The sequence below is a fragment of the Clostridium sp. CTA-7 genome (assembly GCF_054768095.1).
The window spans coordinates 66853-88110 of sequence record NZ_BAAAAV010000012.1; the positions used below are offsets into that span (position 1 = coordinate 66853).

A 21258-nucleotide genomic window follows, 5' to 3' on the forward strand; every position below is an offset into this window, starting at 1 on the left:
TATTTATGATAGCCCTTTTTATTATTTTATATAAAATCCATTCTTATTCCTTGAACTTCTATAACTCTTTTAGTTATCATACTATGAACTACAACTACTTCATCTCTTTCAGAAATATAACAATAATCTCTTACTTTAAAGGTTATTTCTTCTTCATTTTCATAATCTGTTATATATGCTTTATATATGATTACACTACTATTTTCAGACTCTCCAACCTCTACTACCCCTGTACATATACCACTTGTTTTGGTATATAACCCAAATATAACTTCAAAGAAATATATTAGGTCTGGAATAAATATTATTAGAATAATATAAACTTCTCTATCAAAATCTCTTAACATAAAAAAAATCATAAATAATAGCTTCATCCATTTTATTCTATTAACTCTATCTTTCCATTTAACCTTTACATGTGGTGAAAATTTAAATTTCATTCTCCAAAAGAAGTTGCTTTCTTTATTATACGTTCCAGGATAATCATAATCCCTTTTCCATTTCAATTGTCTATCCGTAAGTTCTAACGCTTTTGCTTTCCTTTCAATAATATACATTAAAATTAATAGTATTTCCATTAAAATTGCTGTTCTAAATAAAACTAAGTTTTTCATTACTACAATAGTAAATATCATATAAAAAGCAAATAAAATACAAATTAACTTAAAAAATAAAGTTTTATTTTTAAGTTCTTCTAAAATTTCCTCATCTACATTTAGCTTATAATTTACTATAGCAGCAATTCCTAATCCGATAGTTGGAATTATCATCATTATACTTGCAGATTCTATATCTATATTATAAAAAAACTCAATATAAATTCCTGTTAACTTAAGATAATAAGATATATTGCCTACTAATCCAAAAAGTAACCCTATGATTCCAAATAACATTATACCTTCTAGTCTTCTTTTTTCTGATCCCATAACAATCACTCCTTATTACTTAAAAATAACAATTCCTATATTATTTAAAAATTACTTTTATTAGCTACTTCTATTATATTATAATAGTTTTAATTATTGTTATAAATTTATGTAAATGAGGTGCTTCAATTGAAAAATTTTATAGATTTAAGAAGTGATACTGTAACTAAACAACCAAGCTTTATGAAAGAAGCTATGTTTAATGCTGAAGTTGGTGATGATGTCTATGGGGATGATCCAACTATTCATGCCCTTGAAGATTTAGCTGCTAAAATTATTGGAAAAGAAGCTGCTCTTTTTGTCCCAAGTGGAACATTTGGTAATCAGCTTGCATTACTAACACACTGCAAAAGAGGTAGTGAAGTTATTTTAGCAGATTCTAATCATATTGTTGCCCATGAAGTTGGTGCAAGCTCTGTAATTGCTGGTGTCCAATTAAGAACTATTGATTCACAAAATGGTGTTATAAAAGCAGAAGAAATAGAAAAAAGAATTCGTTTTGAGGATGATGATATTCATTTCCCTTCTACATCACTAATTTGTATTGAAAATGCTCATTCTAGTGGCAATGTATTATCTCTTGAAAATATGAAAGAAGTTTATGAGTTAGCAAAAAAGTATAACTTACTAGTTCATTTAGATGGTGCAAGAGTCTTTAATGCATCTACATATCTTGGAGTTGATGTAAAGGAAATTACTAAATATTGTGACTCAGTTATGTTCTGTTTATCTAAAGGATTATGCGCACCAGTTGGATCAATTCTTGCTGGAAAGAAAGATTTTATAAATAAAGCAAGAAAAAATAGAAAGCTTATGGGTGGGGGATTAAGACAAGCTGGCTTCCTTGCAGCAGCTGGAATAGTTTCACTTAATGATATGTCTAAAAGACTAAAAGATGATCATGAAAATGCAAAGTTACTTGCAAATGAACTAAATAAAATTCCTGAGCTTAATGTTAATTTAGATAATGTTAAAATAAATATGGTATTCTTTAGCTTTAAAGATTCTACTATTAATACTACAGCTTTAGTTAATTACTTCTTAGAAAATAATATTAAAATAAATGATATAGAAAATGGGCAAATGAGATTTGTAACTCATTATTGGATTACTAAAGAAGATATATCTAAAATAGTTACCACATTAAAATCATTCTTAAATAAATTATAATTAATATATTTACTTTATACTAAAAATGACTATAAATTCCATATAAGAAAACATAGGAGAGAATTCTAAATTTCTTCCTATGTTTTTCTTATATTTTTTAACTTTTTAATAAAATTACTTTTAATATTTTCTATAAAATCACTGTTGATATTATAGAAATACTCCTCACAACTTATAGTTAACTTAAAATTTAATATACCTAAGTAATTTATTAAGATTTATATATTTAAATTTTATTCTTTTAGATATTTTAGCTCTAATTCATTTATATAACCTCTAAATTCCTTCAGGTTAACTTTTTTATTTTCTATTAAATATATATAATCTAATATTTTAGGGTGAAAATTTAAATTTAATAACTCTTTACAAAATGCATGAGCTGCTATCTCTCTAACTTTTAGTATTGTTGCTTTTCTTTTAATAACTCCTAGTAAAGTTATATCTATCTTGTCTAATAAATCATTAGTATTTTTGTTATTTATAAATTCTAAAAAATGATAAAACTCATGTGCTAAATGAATTTTATATACTTCTTTTTTAGATATATTAAATCCATATTTTTTTAATGTTTCTACTATTTGCTCCATAGAATTTTTATAAATTATTATTTGTCTTTCTTTTTCATCAAATATTATTTCCCCTCTAATATCTAGATTTTTAGACTCACACTTATCCTTTACTAATACAGCTACTCCATTATTTTTTAAAAGTAAGTCTATATCCTCATTTTTATATTTACTTGCAATATCCCTTCCTATTTTGTTAGCTTCATAAATATAATAATTTAATTTTTCTTTAGGTATCTTATGGAATAGTCTATCTTCTTTAAGTTCCAATAAGGATAATATTTCATCAGTTAAAAAATATAAATTTTTCATATAATAATCCTCTAAATTTCTTGAGTTGCTAATACTCCTATTTTGGTATCCTCATCTAAAAGCTCTATTTCTAAATTAGTTAATGATAATAATTGATCTTTATCAATAATGCCTGATAAATCTATAAGTTTTTGTTTAAATAATATATATACCTTTGGAAGTTGAGCTCCTGCATCTGTGAATAAAGTATTTTCATCTATAAAGGTGCTATAATTTTTATAGATTTCATTCTTTGTACAAAACAATAACTTTCCTTTATCCTTCTGCAATCTTATTACCCCGTCTTCATCAATAACTCTTATTTTTTCTTTTTTACTTGATATTAATCCAAATAGCTTTTTAGTAGTTTCAATACATTTAAATATGCTCCATCTTCCTGTCTCACCAATTAAATTGATATTCTCCTTTGATATTCCAGTTGAATCGCATACAACATTTATAAGTTCATCCTTTGATTTTTTCTCTGCACCAATTTCTTTAGTTCTAAGCTCTGTTGCTCCTGTCGCTGATGCCCTTAAGATATTTTTTTTAGCATCTACATCTACAGTAATTTCTACTGTATCTGGATTTGCTCCAGACTTTACAACTGCTTCAAATATATCCATTCTGATTTTTCTTATATCTTCTTCTGTTGGGTTTATAACACTTCTTTCTATTTGCTCCCTAACTAAAGCTAAAGCTACTCCTATAGTGGAGATATATGGAGCATTTTTTGCTATATTAAACTTCACACCCATGACTTCTGAAAGATATGGCGTAATTATAGATGCTGATCCACCACCTCCAACAAGCTTTATTATAGATTTATTTAATTTATATTCTGAAATTAATTCATCAACTATTTTTTTCACTTTCCCTATAGCTATATCCATAACTTTTGTTGCAGCTTCTTCTACAGACATATTTACTTCTTTAGCTATAACCTCCCAAGCTTTTCTTCCTTCTTCTATATTTCCTTTTGCATAATCATTATCTGGTACATATCCTAAAATATTTGCTGCACCTGCTAAAGTTAAAGCAAAGCTTTTTCCATTATCACAATTAATAGCTACATAATTACATTTATCTTCTGGCCTTGGAGATATATAAATAAGTTTTGGATTAGATATCTCATTTTTACTTGCAAATATCTCATATTCCTTTTCTGCTATATGTGCACTTCTTGGTCCTACATCTACTATTTTATTATTTTCAATTACAATCATGCTTCCACCAGCAATCCCTAAAGTCCTAACATCTAAAGATCTCAAATAAAGTTTATGTCCCCCAACCTGTGAATTTTTAATCATCACTTTACCATCTTTTATAACAGATATATCTGTAGATGTTCCTCCAACTTCAAAGAATATTCCGTCTGAAACCTTCTCATACATCAATGCCCCTGCAACGCCAGCTGCTAATCCTGATAGCATAGTAAGTATTGGTCTTTTTCTTACTTCATCAATTGTCATTACCCCGCCATCACATCTCATTATCATAAGAGGCTTTTTTATATTTGCATTTTTTACTGAAGTCTCTGTCATATTTGCAGTTTCCATCATTTTAGGAATTAATGCTCCATTTACTACTGCAGTTCTAGTTCTAGCTCTTAATCCATATAATTGTGATATTTCATATCCTCCAGTTGCATATGCTCCATCTTTTATAGCTTCTTCTATTACAAATTTTTCATTTTCCGGATTATCAACAGAATAGCTTTCTGATGCAACAATTACTTCTGCTCCAGTTTCTTTAAGCTGATTTACATAATTTCTTACATAATCCGATGTTATGTTCCCTGAATCCATATATCTATGTTCTGTGTATAAATATTTTCCTATAGATAATTCTATATTACCAACCCTAGTTTCATTCTTAGCTCTTTCACCTTCTATCCCTTTTCCCATTCCAATTATACCAACCTTTGCAACATCACCTTCTAATAAAGCGTTAGTTGCTTGAGTTGTTCCATGAGCTATAAAAACTACATCATCAGGAGAAATATTATTTTCTTCTAAAACTTTATTTATAACTTGTATTACTCCTTTTGCAACTCCTTCTTTTTCATGATGAGTTGTAGGTATTTTTGCTTTTCCTATTACTTCATAACTATTGTTATCAATTACTACAGCATCTGTAAATGTTCCACCAACATCTATTCCAATTCTCACCTTTTTGCCCATTATATTTCCCTCCTGATGAATTTTATAATAAAGGTGCGAATTTAACGCACCTTTTTATTTACTTAAATTAATCTAATATTTATTTGTTAAAATATCATTACTGCCGTATAAATTAATGATAAGCATGTTATTATAACAGTATATGGAAGTGTAGACTTTAATACTGCATTAACATCTACTTTTGCAAAATCTGCAACAATTACATTGTGAGTATTTGTTGGGTCTGATACTCCTTGTACAACCCCTGTTGATCTTAAAGCCATTCCTATTGCTGCAGGACTTAATGTTCCAGCTGCTAGCATAACATTTCCTATACCTGATCCTAAACCATATAAATTAAGAGGTCCTCTATATAATGCAAGTGGTGATGCTATAGTAAATATTATTACATATGATATTGGTGAGGTAGGTAATATAGCTCCTATAAGAGGTTGCATTAATGCTATTGTTGCAGTTGCAGATACCCCATTTAATAATATACCAATTCCCATCATCAATCCTATAACTCCTGCTACATCCTGAATTCCTTCCACAAGTGAACTAGTTATAATTTGAATTATTTGTGATGGCTTAGTTACTAAAATTGTATATATAACAGAAATTATCAATGAAAATTCTGTACTAAATTTAAAGAAAAACACTAATACTATTGGAAGTAATGGTGATATTAATGCAAATATATTTACATCATCATGTGTCTTTGTTTCAAAGCTGCTACTTGGCATTGCCCATGTACTTCTTACACTCTTATTTTTAACATTAATCAATATATATGCAATTGTAACTACAGTAGAAATCAACCCTAATACTAATGATGTAGACTTTACAAGCTCCATATCCATTCCTATTGCATCAACATAAAATTTATAATTAGCAACATTAAATAACCCTCCAAGACCTAACCCCATAAGAAATGATCCTGCTGCAACCTTTGGCTTTATTCCAGCTGATAACATAAGCGGAATTACTATTGTTGCAACCATTATTACTGCTCCTGCTCCACCTAAAGCTGAAAATACTATTGCGCAAGCTGCCGTTAAAACAAATGTTATAGCTAAAGGCTTATCACCAGCAAGCTCTGCTGCTTTCCTAATTATAGTATTAGATACTCCTTGTTTTTGAATAACTTTTGCAAACATAGCTCCAAAAATAACTGCCATCATAGTCCCTGCCAGTCTAACTGATCCAGCTCCTATTACATGGCCCATCAGAGTTTGTCCACCCTCTTCTGCTGGAGTCATAAATGGAACTCCTGCAATTACCGCTATTATAACTCCTAATAGTGGCAGTGCTATAAGTGTCGGTAACTTTTTAGCTACCATAAGACCCGTGCATACAGCAAAAACTAATATTATAAGAATAACTTGAATATTAAAAAAATTCCCCATATTTCATTCCCCTTTTAAATTATTTTTTATAATTGCATTTAATAAGTTTTTATTTAATAAAAGCAAGGTCAAATCTCATTACGTCATTTTTATTATATAAATTTATCTGATTCCCTCATATATCACACCCTTTATACTTTATAATCTACCTAATTGTATTCAATAAAGTATTTTATTCTATAACTTGACCACTATTTAATAGTTCTGTTTTTAAGTCCTTATAATTTAACTCACTAAAGGTTTTCTTATATTTTAAGCATATTTTAGCTGCTATTCCAGCTGCTTGTCCTAAAGCCATGCATATTGGCGAAACTCTCATTGATGCTAATGCCTCATGATTTGTACTTATTGCTCTTCCTGTGACAATTAAATTATTTATTTTTGTAGGTATTAATGATCTATATGGTATTCCATAATAATCACCTATTTTCATTTCCATTAAATCTAATTCCTTACCATCTGGATCATGAATATCTATTGGCCAACTTCCAAGAGCTATTGTATCTTTAAATATTTTTCTTGAAATAATATCTTTTTCTGTTAATTCATATTGACCAACTAATCTTCTAGACTCCCTAACCCCTATTTCATCTCCAGATTGAACTAATATAGAGTTCTTAAATCCAGGTATATACTTTTTTAAAAAGTTGTATATTTCAATTACCTGTCTTCTACCTTCTATAGTAGCCTCAGATAAATCAAAATCTCTAACTGATATCTTATTTATAACTCTGCTCATATTCACTGCAACTTCTCCCCTTCTATTCAATTCAAAGAATAGAACTCGATCTCTATTTATAGTAAAATCTCCATTTTTTGAAGCTTCTGCTACTTTAGAAAAAAATCCTGAAATTGCAATTCTTTTTGATTCTTTAAAACTTTTTATATTTTCTCCTATTACAAATTCATTTTTATTTTCTTCAACATATTTAATAACTTCTTCAATATCTACATTACTAACCTTAAACATCATAGTCATAGGCTGACATTTAGCATCTTTTTCTCTGCCTATTTTCATTTCATTTCCAGAAAGATATGCTATTTCTCCATCTCCAGTGGCATCTATATAATATTTAGCTTCTATTTCGTATACCCCAGATCTTGTTTTTGCGAATACAGATTTTATATTTCCTTCTTCAACTTTCACATCTAATGCTTCAGTATGATATAAAATTTCTACTCCTGATTCCAATAAGTACTCCTGAGCCACATATTTATAAATTTCTGTTTCTATAGGTGTAACTGTAGCTGCTACTCCAAGTGTGTCTTCTATATGACCTATTGTACCTCCATTTCGTTTTATTCTTTCAATAAGCTCATTTGCATATCCCATTACTATTTGCTTTTTTCCTGCATGAAAAGTCATTAAAGGAATAACCAAGGATTTAGTGGCACATCCCCCTAAATATCCACCTCTTTCAATTAAAGTTACTTTATTTCCATCTGACGCAGCTGCCTTTGCTGCAATAATTCCTGAAGGGCCACCACCGATAATTAAAATATCACAACTTTTATATCCCTGAATATTCATATCATTCCTCCTTAAATTTAATAGTAACTTCACATTCAACTTCAAAAGTTCTATTCCAAGGTAATTTTGCATCTATGTTTAAACCTTCAATATATCCTTTTGCTTCTAAGTAGTTAACCTTATTTCCATTGAAATAAAACTCAAATGTTTTTTCTAATGAATCTTCAACAAAGTTATCTATTTTTTCAACTCTACTATTCATATTGAAAATACTTAAACCTTCTTTTAATACCTCTTTATTTGTTTTATTTCTTATAATGCTTTGGTACATAAAATCATCACAATATCTCTCTATTAAGAACTTAAGGCTCTCTAATGATTTTTCAAAGTTTAAAGCACCATTTGAATACATATTAGAAATAATATTTCCATGTGCTATAGAAGTTCCCATTGCGTTTCCAGCAGTATTCCACGCCCCATATGAAATCACTTTTAATAATAAATCATCTTCCTTTAACCTTTTTATAAGATATTCATCTCCACCATTTGAAAAAGATAAATCTGCAATTGATACTTTTTTCCCTAAACTTATATATTTTTTAATTCTAGTTATGAAATTATCAATTATAGATTTTTTATTATAATAATTTAAGTTATCTGAAGCCATATCTATATATGGTATATTAGGAGTTGTTGCAGCAAGTATATAATCACAATTTTTATAATCATCTACAATTGTTGCATTAGTACTTTTTAAATGCTCAATAATATTTACTTTAAGAGATCTATCTTCAAATTTAGGAATTATATCTTCATTTTTCTTATTATCAAAATCTATATAAACTTTAGGAATAAACTTATTTATATCGTTTACATATTTGCTAATAAGAATTTGTCCAATTTCATCTGCCCCAGGATAAACATATATTTTATCTGTTAATTTGTATTTATTTATTTTATCATGAAGCCTTTCATGCTCTATTAAATGTAATCCATACTTAGAGCAGTCTTCTTGTGAAAGTATCAAAAAATCAATTATTCCATCATTTACAAGTTCTATAGCCTCCATGTTTATATTATGATTTCTTTCCCTTGTTCTTAAATAAGTATTTAAAATTTCTTTTGGTATTTCTGATTTAATTTTATTTAAGTTGATCTCTAGATTTGTTTCTTTTAATGACTCAACCCTATATCTTAATTCATTATATTTATTTATTTTATCCCACCATATTTGACTCTCATTACTTGAAACAGATATTGATAACCTCATAATATTTGAAAATGCATATATTTTTGTATCTCTATTTTCCTTTTTATAAGCTTTTAGAAATTTTAATATATCCATCGCTTCTTCAACAGACCTTTTATCTGTTCTAGATGCTATCAATCCTCCATATAACAACATGTCTAATGATATTATTAAAGAGTCACACTTTTCTGTATTAATCCATTTCTTTATTGAATTCACATTTCCTTCTTTTAAAAAGCATCCTAAATCTTCTTTAATAGGTGTTTTAATTTCTAATTCTGCTAAATTAGCTAATTGCTTAACTATCACCAAATTAACTGGTCTATCATCTAATGGAACATACAGTATTTTATTATTTTTCATTACAATTCCTCACATTATTAAAATTATCTATTGTTTCTCTAAATTTTAATGTTGTTTCGTAAATAGAATCTTTAGTGTTACCTGTTACTATTGATCCAATCATTATTGCATTAATACCCATTTCTTGTAATATTAAAGATTGTTCTGGTGTTATATTTCTTTGCGTAGGTATAACTATAGGTTTTGAAGTTGTACTTCGGATTGATTGATATTGTAATATTTCTCTTACTGTAAGTTCATCTCCATAAGTTTTTGGATCCATTATTGAACATTCCAATATATCTATAGGTAAATTATCATATTCTTTTACATATTCTAATTTGTAATTATCATCTATCGCCACCATTTTATATATGTCTTTATTTAATATCAAAGGATTCATATGTTTATCATATAATGATATGAAATTAAAACCTTCATTTAATATTCCTTGTATTTCTGTCATTGGAATTTTATCATTTCCTCCAGCTACTATTCCTATAGGCTTATCATATTCTCTACAAAGAGAAACTATTTTTCTAATTATATCTAATTCCTCATTTAAAGATCCGAATTTTGTTTTACTAGCCCTATGCTCAACATTTATATGAACCTTTAACACATCTGCCCCAGCTAGTAATGCTGATTTTGCTAATTCTACGTCATTTCTCGGAAGACTTACTATAAGTGATATTTCCTTTTTATTTAATGACTTAATTAAATTCATATTTAACCCTCCCCTTTGGTTGTTTTTTCCTTTAATATAATTTTAGCATCGTAAAATTATATTATCAACACTTTTTGAAATATTTTTTCATTTATTTTGAAAATATTTTTCTATAGATAAAGGAACCTAAATTTTAGTTAGGTTCCTTTATTACTTTTATTTATTTTTTTATCCTTACTTCCAAGGTTTCTTTAGAGCTTTCTCCAAGTGAATTTTTAATCTTTATTATAACTTTACCATTGCCCTTCTTTTCTCCAACTATATTAGTTGAATTACTTCCTTGTTTAAAGAAATTTTTATTAGATATATCTTCAATTTCCATTATTTCTATAGGTAAATTTTTATCTCCACCTTTAACTTCTATATAATCTAATAAATTTATTTCCTCTCCTATTTTAAAATCAATCTTTTTATTTGATTTTTTCTCTAAGCTTAATTGATTTTCCATATTATCAATAAAATTTCCTTTTGATAAGACACTTACTCTATCATTAAACTCTAATTTAGAAATATAATTGTTACTTACATTAACTTTTTTCAGTTTTTCAATAGATGATATTTCTTTAGGTATTACTGTTAATCTATTATTTTCCACTTCAAGAAATCTAAGGGCTTTAATATCTCCTAATGTTTTTGGAAGCTCCAATAATAAATTATTATTAAGATATAATCCTTGTAAATTCACTAAATTTCCAAATTCCGTTGGCAGATTCTCTAAATTATTATTACTTAGATTTATTCCTGTCAAAGTCACCATATCTCCTATAGTACTAGGTAAAACCTTTATCCTATTTCCATTTAACCCTAAATATGAAGCTGAAGTCATTTTATTTATTTCTTCTGGAATTTCTTCAATTTCATTAAAAGCTAAATCCAAATGTTTAATACTGGCTAGTATAGGTATTTCTCTTAATAGATTCCCTGATAGGTCTATATATTGTAATGATGCTGGTAATAGATTTGCATCAATATTAGTTATATTATTTTTTGATATATATATAGTTTTTAAATTAGTTGCATTAGCTAAGCTTGGTAATTTACTTAAATTATTGTGGCTTACATTCAATTCCTTTAAAGATTTTAGATTACCTATATTTTCTGGTAATACATCTAATTTATTATTTGATACATTTATTTCTGTTAATTTACTTAAGCTCTCTATATTTTTAGGAATATAAGTTAACTGATTATTATTTGCTCCTAATGTAAATAAATTTTTTAAATTTCCTATGCTTTCTGGTAAGCATGTTAATTTATTGTTACCTACTCTTAAATACATAAGAGATGGGAAAGATCCTATATTATCATATAGCTCTGTAATATTATTATTAAAGATATTTAATTCTCTTAAAGCTGGCAATCCTACTATATCTTTCGGGAAACTTGTTAGTTCATTATCGTACGCAAGTAATCTTATAAGATTTTTTAAATTATTTACTTCTGATGGTATATTAGTAATATTATTTTGAGAAATATCTAGTCTATCTAATGTCACAATATTTCCAATTTCGCCTGGTATTGATGTTAATGAATTCTTAGAAATATCAAGCCAACGAAGTTTTTTAATACTACCTATATATGTTGGTATCTCATTTAATTTATTTCTTGAAAGAATAAGTTTATCTAAGCTCTCTAATTTAACTATTTCTTCTGGTATATCACTTATATAGTTTCCATCTAAATTTACTTCTAATAAACTAGGTAAATAGGATATACCTTGTATAGATTCTATTCCTTCTTCTGTAGCTAATAAATATTTTATAGACTGTAACTTTCTTAAAGTAATTTTATTAGATTTTATATCTGGTATATCTTGAGGATTACTATAAATAGTATAAGTAGCTGTTCTAACTATTACTTCTCTTAAATTTTCATCTGGAAACATTATTTTTAATTCACTGTCACTTAACTCTTTATCTAAATCCTCTTCATTAATTTGTATATTTTCATTATTTTTAATATCTATATTTTCTTTAATATTTACCTCATCTGCATAAGCTAATTTATTTTGTGAAAAAGATACAAATACCATGCTTGATAGTAATAAAGCTGATCCTACTAATATCCTACCCCTTAATTTATTCTCCATATTCCTCACCCCATCTACATAATTAATATTTTAAATTTATCTTTATATTTGTCCAATTTGCAACTGGTGATTCTTCAAATGATGATGAATGATTTTTAAATCCAGTCAATCCCATTATTGTAGGACATTCCTGCCAGCTTTCTCCAAAGTCTTCTGATACGACAAACATAGTACTATTTTCTTTATCTCCGTCTATATATTTAGGTTTTAAATACTGAGAATAAAGTGGAGCTACTGCTTCTAAAATAGGATCAAATGTAACTTCTCCATTAGGAGCATATTCTGGGTTATACAGTTCTTCCTTAGTAGATCCAATACTTGCTATTATTCCATAATGCGGTTGTTGTGAATAGGCTCCATCTACAAATGATTTTTGATCCACATTATAACATAAGAATTTAGCATGGTTTGCTGGCACTAATTGAATTCCCCCAGAATAATCAATATACTTACCCCAATTTGTTTTCCCTACCTTTGGAGATGTAGATAAACATATAACGCCTGGATGACTTGCCCTAAAAGTTCCTACATGTGAATATTCACTTCCACCAAATCGCCCAGTTCCTCTTACTCTTTGAATTATATCTGCTATATGTTTACTAGTTCCATCTTCATAATTTAATAATACTCTTCCATTCGACTCTTTATATTCACCATTTACAGTATCACCGGCTGCCCAATTTTCGAATTCTATACTAACAGGTGATCCAATAGATATTGAAGGTTTACTTACTACTATTCTTAGATCTTCAGGAATAGGTTTATCGTAACTCCCATTATAGTAATAATCTAAAGATTTCCATTCACCGTCATTGTCTAAAAATTGTACAGGATTTCCTACAAAGGCTCCACTTTTTCCTCCAAATATTTCATTTCCTCCAAGTATGTCTGTATATATTATGCTATCTGTAAACTTTGATGGATTATTTATTTCTGAATAAACATAATCATCTTCTGTTCCTATAGTAAACTGTTTAGGCATCCAAACACCTGCTGCTTCTATATCTGCAGGTGAAAGGCTTGGAACTGACTCTTTGGTTATTTCTGCTGCCTTTATAGGATCATAACTTTCATTTGGACCTACTCTAACATGTACATTATTTGATGCTGAAGCTGTAACACATGAATGGGTTCCATCATTAGCAGCATCGTAATGTGATGCCCAAAATCCTGCTGAAGAATTCGTTGGATATTTTCCAGCTCTTATTACATTTCCCATAATTCTTGTTGTTCCGTCGGGAAATTCCTGATAAATCTTTCCACCATCTTTGTTTTCTAAATAAATCATATACATTAAATTTAAATTAGGTGTATTTTCCTCTTTAAGCTCTTCTGGTATCTTACAGTTTATACTGTCTGCAACACTACTCCCCTTATACTTTGCAACTGAATTAGCATATACATTTCCAGAAAATACTCCTAATACAACTACTATTCCAATTAAAAAGCATATTATTTTTTTTGTAGACTTTTTCATATATCTCTCCCCTTTTAATATTATTTTAATCATAGCTTTAAAATAGCTTCTTTTGTATTATGAAGATTTCATATTATGTCTACTTTATAAAATTTATAATATTAGTCTGCAGAACTAAAATTTAAACTTCTCATTTTTTACTTAAATGTTTAATTTTTCTATATTATTTATTTAATATTATCACCGTTAAACCTTTTCATCAATACTTTTTGAAAACTTTTTTCTATTTTTTTGAAAATAACATTCAGCAGTTTGAAGAATTTTTACATAAAAAACGATGAAGAATTAAATTCCTCATCGTTTTTTATTTGTTTAATCTTTCAATAGCTTTATCAGTTTTATTTTTAGATTCTAATGCTACTTCCTTATTTTTTCTTATAACGTTAGTACATATTAAATCTACTAAAAAAGTTTGTGATACTTTAGTTCCTAAGGATTCCATATCCAATTTCATTTCTTGATATGTATAATTTAAAACATAATCACTTACTCTTGCTAATTTAGATAATAAGTTTTCAGTAATTGAAATAACTTTTACATTACTTTCTCTTGCAACTTCTGCTGCTATATTTATTTCATCTGTATTTCCACTATTTGATATAATAAATAAAACGTCATCTTCTTGCATTAATGATGCCATCATCACTAATGTATGACTATCTCTATAACAATTGCAAGATAATCCTATTTTCATAAATTTATAATATGCATCTTCTGCAATTACACCAGAATGACCAACTCCTGTAAAGAATATCCTCTTTGCGTTAACTAATATATCTGATACTTCTTCAATCTTTGTATAATCTATTTTTTTTAGAGTCTCTTCCAAAGAATTTATATTAGTATCATAAAATTTCTTTATAAATGCACTTAAAGAATCATTTTCAGATAATGCCTCTTCATCAATATCTTCATCACTATATCCATTATTTTTAAATTCTTGTGCCATGGTCATTTTAAATTCTAAAAAGCTTCTAAATCCTAACTTTCTACAAAATCGAGTAACTGTAGCTTCACCAACTCCACAATTATTTGCTATTTCTGTAACTGTCATATATATGCTACTGTTCATATATTCTTCTATATAATCACAAATCTTATTTTCTGCTTTAGTTAACTCATTTCTATCTTTTACTAGTGAAGATTTCATTAATACCCCTCTTACTTTATCATTTTACTTTTATAATGTAATTATATTATAAAACAAAAGAAATAACTACATTTTAAGGTTATAGCTTTTATAAATAAAATCCATATATTTATGAACTAAAATATTTTCTTAGGTTCTGCTTAAACTTATAATAAAAGTGCTTCCTTTATTTAATTCACTTTCTACAAAAATATTTCCTTTTGAAAGTTCTACTATTCTTTTAGCAATTGCCAGCCCAAGCCCGTATCCTGACTCACTTCTTGAATTATCTTCTTGATAAAACTTATCAAATATGCAGTTTACTACATCTTTACTCATTCCAATCCCTTCGTCTTTTATATATACCTTTATAGAATCAATACTTTTTTCTATCCAAATATTTATAGTATAACTATCTTTTGAAAACTTAATTGCATTTTCTATTATATTGGTCCAAACCTGTAAAAATAATTCTTCGTCTCCATAATAATAAGTAACAGGCAAATCTAAATTAAAATCAATATTTTTTTCTATCCATTTATTTTGTAATAAAAGAATTGCTTTCCTTATATTTTCATCTAAATAAAATTTATTTTGATTGTCTAATATATCCTGATTTTCAAGTTTAGATATCCTAAGAACATTGCTTGATAGCTTTTCAAGTCTTTTAGATTCCTCAATTATAATATTTAAATACTCATCTTTTTCTTCATTACTTAAATTATTATTCTTGAGTATTTTAGCAAAACCTTGTATTGATGCAATTGGAGTTTTTAATTCATGTGAAATATTATTGACAAAGTCTTTTTGTATGTACGCCGTATTTTTCAGTTTCTTTGTCATTTCATTAAAATGAAAGATTAGTTGCGCTATCTCATCTTTTTCTTTTGTTTTTAAATAAATATCAAAGTTTCCTTCTGCTACTTCATTTGTTGCCTTAGTCAATTTCTTTATTTGCTTAACAACTATGGTTGATATAAAGCATAAAGACGTTAAACAAATTATAAAACTTATACCTAATATTAAAAATTTAACTCCATGGAACTTATTAATTTCAGGAATTAAACACTTACCATTTTCAGAAATCTTTTTATTTATTATTGGTGAAACTATGAAGAAAGTAACGATATTACTTAATAGTATTGTTGTAAAAAAATATATTATTATTTTTCCTTGAAGTGTGTTTCTAAAATAATTGTATATCTTTCTCATATATTCTTCTCCGCTTTATAACCTAAACCTCTAACTGTTACAATTTTAAACTCATCAAAGTCGCTTAGTTTTTCTCTTATTCGCTTAATATGGACATCAACGGTTCTTTCATCGCTTTCTATATCTACTCCCCATATTTCTTCCATAAGTTGATTTCTTGTAAATATTTGTTTTGGATAACTTAATAACTTAAATAATAAGTAAAATTCCTTTTTAGCTAAATCTATTACTTTATTATTTCTTGTTACAGTTAGTGAGCTATTATCTAAAATTACATCTCCAATTATTAATTTATGTTCATTAGATATTTTTGCTCTTCGTAGTAATGCTTTTACCCTTAAAATCATTTCATCTAAATCTATTGGTTTTACCATATAATCATCTACCCCAACTAAAAATCCCTTTCTTTTATCTTCTATAGTTTCTTTAGCTGTAACCATTAAAATTGGTAAATCATAATTAGAACTACGTAAATCTTTTACTAATTGGTATCCATTAACCTTTGGCATCATAATATCACAAACAATTAAATCAATATGCTTATCTTCGAAAATTTCTATTGCTTTTTCTCCATCTTGTGCTAAAAATACCTCATACCCATTTTGTTTTAAAAAGACTTCCATTAATCGTCTTAAATTTTTATCATCCTCAACTATTAATATATTAATCATTATAATCTCCCTAATAAAATTCCTCTACTTTAAATATTATAATATAGTTAAAATTATAGGCAAATACCATAATAGTATTTGCCTATACTTTAATTATATTACTCTGTTCTTAATGCTTCAACTGGATCCTTTTTTGATGCCATTTTAGCAGGTATAGACCCACCTAGCATAGTTAAGCATACACTTATAACTATTAAAATAATTGCATGCACTGGATTAAGAACTGCAACTCCTTTTAAATCAGTTATTTTATATAATATACTATTAGTAGGGAAAGTTAAAAGCCAAGCAACTAATATTCCCAAAATCCCGGAACAACTTCCAACTATAAAAGTTTCTGCGTTAAATACACGAGTTATATCTTTCTTTCTTGCTCCAAGTGCCCTTAAAACCCCTATTTCCTTTGTTCTTTCAAGAACTGAAATATATGTTATAATTCCAACCATTATTAATGAAACTACTAAAGATATTGCTGCAAATGCTATTAATACCATTGTTATAGCATCCATTATTCCTCCTGATAGACTTACAAAAGTACTAGCCATATCATTGTAAATTACCATATCCTCTTTTTCTTTTCCTTCATTCCATTTATCTAAATAGTTAGTTACTGATTCCTTTGTTGTGAAATCCTTTGGATATAAAGTTATCATATATGGAGTACCAACTGCTCCTATTGATGCAAGTGCATTCTCCTTAGTGTTATTTGAATCTGGTCTGCTACTTTTTATATCAAAACTTTCTCCTGTAAATACATTATAATCTGACACTTCTTGAGCTTTTGCTACCTCTGAATTTTTAGCATCTTCTATAAAATATTTACTTAACTCATCTGAATACGCAATCCCTAATGATAAAACAGGTATAGTTACATCTTTCTTTAATCTTAATATTCCTGTTATTTTAAGAGGAATTGCTCTATCACTATTATATAACTCACTCATATCTTTAGGATTGCCAGATAGGGTAAAATAATTACCCAACTTTTTATAATAATCATCATTTAATATAGCCTTAAGTTCATGACCTATAATATCATCAAAACTAATTTCTTCTTTATCACTATTTATTCCAAGTGCATCTAAAATTGCTGTATCTATCTTATTGTATTCATCTACAACTAAAACTAAATCTGACATTCCTTCTGGATATTTACCTGCAAGTAAGTCGTATGAAGTTTCTAAATATCCAGGTGTATTTTTATCTAAATTAATTGGATATGATGATAAATTTAAATCTGAAACACTTACAGGTGCTGCAACATTCCCATCACTTTTTAAAAGATTCATATTTACTAAACGAGTATATGAAACTCCTGACAATAGATTATTATCTATTTTTTCTACATAATTTACATACTCTTCTGTAAGCTTATTATTATGAATAAAAGTATTTTCCTTAGTATTATATGGATAAATTACATTTGAATCTGGATACTTTCCTTCTGAATCATTATCTCCAGACATTTCTTTTTTCATTTCTTTACTATGTTCCATCATATTATTTATATCTACTTCAGCAGCTTTTTGACTTATCATAATAGGAAATCCTGATAGTGTATCGGATTCAAAAATATCTATTTGTTTATCAAATCCATTTGAAAGTGATAGAATTAAAGCTATTCCTATAATTCCTATACTAGATGCAAAAGCTGTTAAAAATGTTCTCCATTTTTTAGTTCTAATATTCATTCCTGACAGTTTCAGAGCTGTTAAAAAGCTCATGCTCGTCTTTTTAAGAATATATGAACTGTTACTTTTTTCTTCCTCTAATGGATTAGAATCAGAAATAACATTCCCATCTCTAAATTCTACTATTCTATCAGCATATTCTTTAGCAAGCTCTGGATTATGTGTTACCATTATAACAAGCTTATCCTTTGCTATATCTTTTATAAGATCCATAATTTGAATACTAGTTTTAGTATCTAAAGCCCCTGTAGGTTCATCAGCCAATATTATATCTGGATCATTTGCAAGTGCTCTTGCTATAGCAACTCTTTGCATTTGCCCACCAGAAAGTTGATTAGGTCTTTTATGTATATGATCCTTTAATCCAACTCTTTCTAAAGCTTCTACTGCCTTTTTATGTTTTTCAGATGAAGAAACTCCACTTAAAGTCATTCCCATTTCCACATTATCTAAAATACTTAAATGACTTATTAAATTATAGCTTTGAAAAACAAATCCTATGCTGTTATTACGATAAGCATCCCAATGGGAATCTTTAAATTCTCTAGTGGATTCTCCATTAATGATTAAATCTCCACTATCATACTTATCTAATCCTCCAATAATATTCAAACAAGTAGTTTTTCCTGAGCCACTTGGCCCTAGTATAGCTACAAATTCATTTTCTCTAAAATTTAAACTTACTCCACCTAAAGCAATTTGTTTAAACTCACCTGTTACATATGACTTTTTTATATTTTTTAGCGATAACATACTTTCCCTCCTATAATAGATTTTACTACCATAGATTACATGATATTTTAGTTTTATGAACTGAATATGAACTTAGCAATTTGAAATTATTGCGAAGTAAATATTATTAATGATAAGTTAATAATAAGATGGTGATTTTGTGTTTTGGAATAGACGGTTACTATATAGAAGAACATCAATTAAAAGATATAATGAAATAAGAAATATATTAGAATTAAACAATATAAAATATACACTCAAAATGGAAAATAAAGGATATGCGATAAATAAAATAATTATAGGAACATTAAGACAATCTGAAGATTTCTCTTATTAATATAGTACTTTTGTAAATAATGAACACTTTGAATGTGCCAATTACTTAATTAATCATCAGTCACAATCTTAATAATATGGTGAAGCAAAGACATTCTTAAGGAGTGTCTTTTTATTTTTGTGAAATTAAATTTAAGAGAAGAAAATAATTGTAAAATCTAGGAATAACTACTTGATAATATATAGTACTATATATTACAATATATATATGTACTTAATAATATTAAGTAGTATATTTTAAAAGGAGGCTTGTAAGTGGAATTTGATAAGGAAATACTTAAGGGATATATTGACTCAATTGTTTTATCAGCCCTGTATGATGAAGATATGTATGGATATTTAATTGTTAAAAAAATTAAAGAAAAATCAAAAGACGAATATGAAATTAAAGAAGCTACATTGTATGTTGCACTAAAAAGGTTAGAAAAGAAAGGGTACCTTAGAGGGTATTGGAATGATAATGAAGGAACAAGTGGAGGGAGAAGAAGGTATTACTCCATCACTGAGGAAGGAAAGGAAAATTTTATTAGAAGTTCTGAGAAGTGGTATGATCTAAAGAGAATTTTAGATAATTTTATGGGGGTAAAATAGTATGAAAAGGATAGAAGAGTATATAGAAAAAATCTATAGGAATTTTGATGAAAAAGATGAAGAAACAAAAATCATAAAAGAAGAAACAAAGGTTCATTTGCTTGAAGAAGTAGCAGATTTGAAAAAGCAAGGATTAACTGAGGAAGAAAGTATTAATAAAGCAATATCAAATTTTGGTAGTGAAAAGGTTGTTATAAGTGAAATGAACCTAATCCTAAAAAAGCAAAATAAATTTTCCAAGGCATTGAAAAAAGTTACTCTAATTACATTTATAGTTGCATGTCTATTTTTCTCCATTGACATAGGAGATGAATTTATCAATAGAGATGAAAATAATTTTAAATATGATAAAAACACTACGTCATATGTAATTGAAACTATAAGAAATAAAATTCAGGATAAAGATTCTCTGGATGAAAGCTTAAAGAATGAAATAACTCAATTACTTGATGAATTTAATAAACAAAATAACAATGGGTTATATTACATTAGATTAGAATATGAACCAAACTCAAGTATTGAATACGAGTATAAAAAAGATGTATCAGAAGATATGATTAATGGCGGACATGGTGGTTTAAGTAGGCGAAATAACTGGAGCATTCATACTAATACAACAGAGGATCAGGCTAATTATGATTATAAGAAGCATAAGGAATCTTGGGATAAAGTAGTAAATAGACTGCCTAATAGATTAGGTCAGGTATCTAACTATTTATTCGTGGTTTCAGCAGTATTACTATGTGTTTATATTATTAATAAAGTTTATCTAAAAAGTTCATTTTTAAACAAATAGTTTCTTCAAAATTTTAATGTATTACACAAAAATATTTTAAAGTAAAATTAATAAAAAATACCGTATTATTCAGTAAAATGTACCCCTTGTAAAGGACATTATGAAAAAGACCGTGCTAAGTTAAGAAGATGATTTCTGTATTGAACAGGAGTCATCTTCTTTAAGTTCCATTGATATCTATATTCATTATAATAAGTCATATATCGGTCTATCTCATTTCT

The 21258-nt window shown here is 27.5% G+C and carries 18 protein-coding genes; 4 read left to right on the forward strand and 14 right to left on the reverse strand.

Annotated elements, in window-relative coordinates; translation table 11 throughout:
- Window positions 1-26: 26 nt before the first annotated feature.
- Window positions 27-926, reverse strand: coding sequence for a hypothetical protein (locus ACYUEX_RS17830; protein ID WP_460289348.1), 900 nt, complete (start codon window positions 924-926; stop codon window positions 27-29).
- Window positions 927-1055: 129 nt separating this feature from the next.
- Here ACYUEX_RS17830 and ltaE point away from each other — a divergent pair, with 129 nt between their 5' ends.
- Window positions 1056-2096: a low-specificity L-threonine aldolase gene (gene ltaE, locus ACYUEX_RS17835; RefSeq protein ID WP_460289349.1), complete on the forward strand. Its 1041-nt coding sequence runs from the start codon at window positions 1056-1058 to the stop codon at window positions 2094-2096.
- A gap of 233 nt (window positions 2097-2329) precedes the next feature.
- On the opposite strand, the gene ACYUEX_RS17840 is transcribed toward ltaE, so the two are convergent.
- The 12 genes from ACYUEX_RS17840 to ACYUEX_RS17895 all read right to left on the reverse strand — a co-directional run bounded on the left by ACYUEX_RS17840 (window position 2330) and on the right by ACYUEX_RS17895 (window position 19335).
- A complete protein-coding gene (locus ACYUEX_RS17840) occupies window positions 2330-2974 on the reverse strand; it encodes a hypothetical protein (RefSeq protein ID WP_460289350.1) in 645 nt (214 codons plus the stop codon).
- Window positions 2975-2985: 11 nt separating this feature from the next.
- Entirely contained in the window at window positions 2986-5136 is a 2151-nt protein-coding gene (locus tag ACYUEX_RS17845) for a hydantoinase/oxoprolinase family protein (RefSeq protein ID WP_460289351.1), read from the reverse strand.
- 86 nt (window positions 5137-5222) lie between these two features.
- Window positions 5223-6524: a transporter gene (locus ACYUEX_RS17850; protein ID WP_460289352.1), complete on the reverse strand. Its 1302-nt coding sequence runs from the start codon at window positions 6522-6524 to the stop codon at window positions 5223-5225.
- Window positions 6525-6696: 172 nt separating this feature from the next.
- Window positions 6697-8055 carry an FAD-dependent oxidoreductase gene (locus ACYUEX_RS17855; RefSeq protein ID WP_460289353.1) on the reverse strand — a complete coding sequence of 453 codons (1359 nt, stop codon included), beginning with the start codon at window positions 8053-8055 and terminating at the stop codon, window positions 6697-6699.
- A gap of 1 nt (window position 8056) precedes the next feature.
- A complete protein-coding gene (locus ACYUEX_RS17860) occupies window positions 8057-9607 on the reverse strand; it encodes a DUF4127 family protein (protein ID WP_460289354.1) in 1551 nt (516 codons plus the stop codon).
- Entirely contained in the window at window positions 9597-10313 is a 717-nt protein-coding gene (locus tag ACYUEX_RS17865) for a hypothetical protein (RefSeq protein WP_460289355.1), read from the reverse strand. The genes ACYUEX_RS17860 and ACYUEX_RS17865 overlap by 11 nt, the downstream gene beginning before the upstream one ends.
- 160 nt (window positions 10314-10473) lie before the next feature.
- Window positions 10474-12402 carry a leucine-rich repeat domain-containing protein gene (locus ACYUEX_RS17870; protein ID WP_460289356.1) on the reverse strand — a complete coding sequence of 643 codons (1929 nt, stop codon included), beginning with the start codon at window positions 12400-12402 and terminating at the stop codon, window positions 10474-10476.
- Between the two features lie 22 nt (window positions 12403-12424).
- Window positions 12425-13879, reverse strand: coding sequence for a hypothetical protein (locus ACYUEX_RS17875; RefSeq protein WP_460289357.1), 1455 nt, complete (start codon window positions 13877-13879; stop codon window positions 12425-12427).
- 304 nt (window positions 13880-14183) lie between these two features.
- Entirely contained in the window at window positions 14184-15029 is an 846-nt protein-coding gene (locus ACYUEX_RS17880) for a MurR/RpiR family transcriptional regulator (protein ID WP_460289358.1), read from the reverse strand.
- 129 nt (window positions 15030-15158) lie between these two features.
- Entirely contained in the window at window positions 15159-16220 is a 1062-nt protein-coding gene (locus ACYUEX_RS17885; RefSeq protein WP_460289359.1) for a HAMP domain-containing sensor histidine kinase, read from the reverse strand.
- Window positions 16217-16891, reverse strand: a complete 675-nt coding sequence (locus tag ACYUEX_RS17890) for a response regulator transcription factor (protein WP_460289360.1) — start codon at window positions 16889-16891, stop codon at window positions 16217-16219. Before ACYUEX_RS17890 ends, ACYUEX_RS17885 begins: the two co-directional genes overlap by 4 nt.
- A 98-nt stretch (window positions 16892-16989) precedes the next feature.
- Complete coding sequence (locus ACYUEX_RS17895) at window positions 16990-19335, reverse strand: ABC transporter ATP-binding protein/permease (protein ID WP_460289361.1); 2346 nt, start codon at window positions 19333-19335, stop codon at window positions 16990-16992.
- A gap of 139 nt (window positions 19336-19474) precedes the next feature.
- Here ACYUEX_RS17895 and ACYUEX_RS17900 point away from each other — a divergent pair, with 139 nt between their 5' ends.
- The 3 genes from ACYUEX_RS17900 to ACYUEX_RS17910 all read left to right on the forward strand — a co-directional run bounded on the left by ACYUEX_RS17900 (window position 19475) and on the right by ACYUEX_RS17910 (window position 21037).
- Window positions 19475-19651, forward strand: coding sequence for a hypothetical protein (locus tag ACYUEX_RS17900; protein WP_460289363.1), 177 nt, complete (start codon window positions 19475-19477; stop codon window positions 19649-19651).
- A 254-nt stretch (window positions 19652-19905) separates the two neighbouring features.
- On the forward strand, window positions 19906-20241 hold the full coding sequence (locus ACYUEX_RS17905; RefSeq protein WP_460289364.1) for a PadR family transcriptional regulator: 336 nt from the start codon (window positions 19906-19908) through the stop codon (window positions 20239-20241).
- 1 nt (window position 20242) lies between these two features.
- The gene (locus ACYUEX_RS17910; protein ID WP_460289365.1) at window positions 20243-21037 is read left to right on the forward strand and encodes a permease prefix domain 1-containing protein; all 795 of its coding nucleotides are present in this window, start codon (window positions 20243-20245) and stop codon (window positions 21035-21037) included.
- 98 nt (window positions 21038-21135) lie between these two features.
- Here ACYUEX_RS17910 and ACYUEX_RS17915 read toward each other — a convergent pair.
- Window positions 21136-21258: IS3 family transposase (locus ACYUEX_RS17915; protein ID WP_460289367.1), on the reverse strand; the 123-nt coding region annotated here is incomplete at its 5' end.

What these genes read in the sequence shown, in the direction of transcription:
- ACYUEX_RS17895 (WP_460289361.1), bottom strand. Translation starts at nt 19,335, where the DNA reads ATGTTATCGCTAAAAAATATAAAAAAGTCATATGTAACAGGTGAGTTT.
- ACYUEX_RS17840 (WP_460289350.1), bottom strand. Translation starts at nt 2,974, where the DNA reads ATGAAAAATTTATATTTTTTAACTGATGAAATATTATCCTTATTGGAA.
- ACYUEX_RS17880 (WP_460289358.1), bottom strand. Translation starts at nt 15,029, where the DNA reads ATGAAATCTTCACTAGTAAAAGATAGAAATGAGTTAACTAAAGCAGAA.
- ACYUEX_RS17860 (WP_460289354.1), bottom strand. Translation starts at nt 9,607, where the DNA reads ATGAAAAATAATAAAATACTGTATGTTCCATTAGATGATAGACCAGTT.
- ACYUEX_RS17850 (WP_460289352.1), bottom strand. Translation starts at nt 6,524, where the DNA reads ATGGGGAATTTTTTTAATATTCAAGTTATTCTTATAATATTAGTTTTT.
- ACYUEX_RS17865 (WP_460289355.1), bottom strand. Translation starts at nt 10,313, where the DNA reads ATGAATTTAATTAAGTCATTAAATAAAAAGGAAATATCACTTATAGTA.
- ACYUEX_RS17870 (WP_460289356.1), bottom strand. Translation starts at nt 12,402, where the DNA reads ATGGAGAATAAATTAAGGGGTAGGATATTAGTAGGATCAGCTTTATTA.
- ACYUEX_RS17855 (WP_460289353.1), bottom strand. Translation starts at nt 8,055, where the DNA reads ATGAATATTCAGGGATATAAAAGTTGTGATATTTTAATTATCGGTGGT.
- ACYUEX_RS17875 (WP_460289357.1), bottom strand. Translation starts at nt 13,879, where the DNA reads ATGAAAAAGTCTACAAAAAAAATAATATGCTTTTTAATTGGAATAGTA.
- ACYUEX_RS17885 (WP_460289359.1), bottom strand. Translation starts at nt 16,220, where the DNA reads ATGAGAAAGATATACAATTATTTTAGAAACACACTTCAAGGAAAAATA.
- ACYUEX_RS17910 (WP_460289365.1), top strand. Translation starts at nt 20,243, where the DNA reads ATGAAAAGGATAGAAGAGTATATAGAAAAAATCTATAGGAATTTTGAT.
- ACYUEX_RS17830 (WP_460289348.1), bottom strand. Translation starts at nt 926, where the DNA reads ATGGGATCAGAAAAAAGAAGACTAGAAGGTATAATGTTATTTGGAATC.
- ACYUEX_RS17890 (WP_460289360.1), bottom strand. Translation starts at nt 16,891, where the DNA reads ATGATTAATATATTAATAGTTGAGGATGATAAAAATTTAAGACGATTA.
- ACYUEX_RS17845 (WP_460289351.1), bottom strand. Translation starts at nt 5,136, where the DNA reads ATGGGCAAAAAGGTGAGAATTGGAATAGATGTTGGTGGAACATTTACA.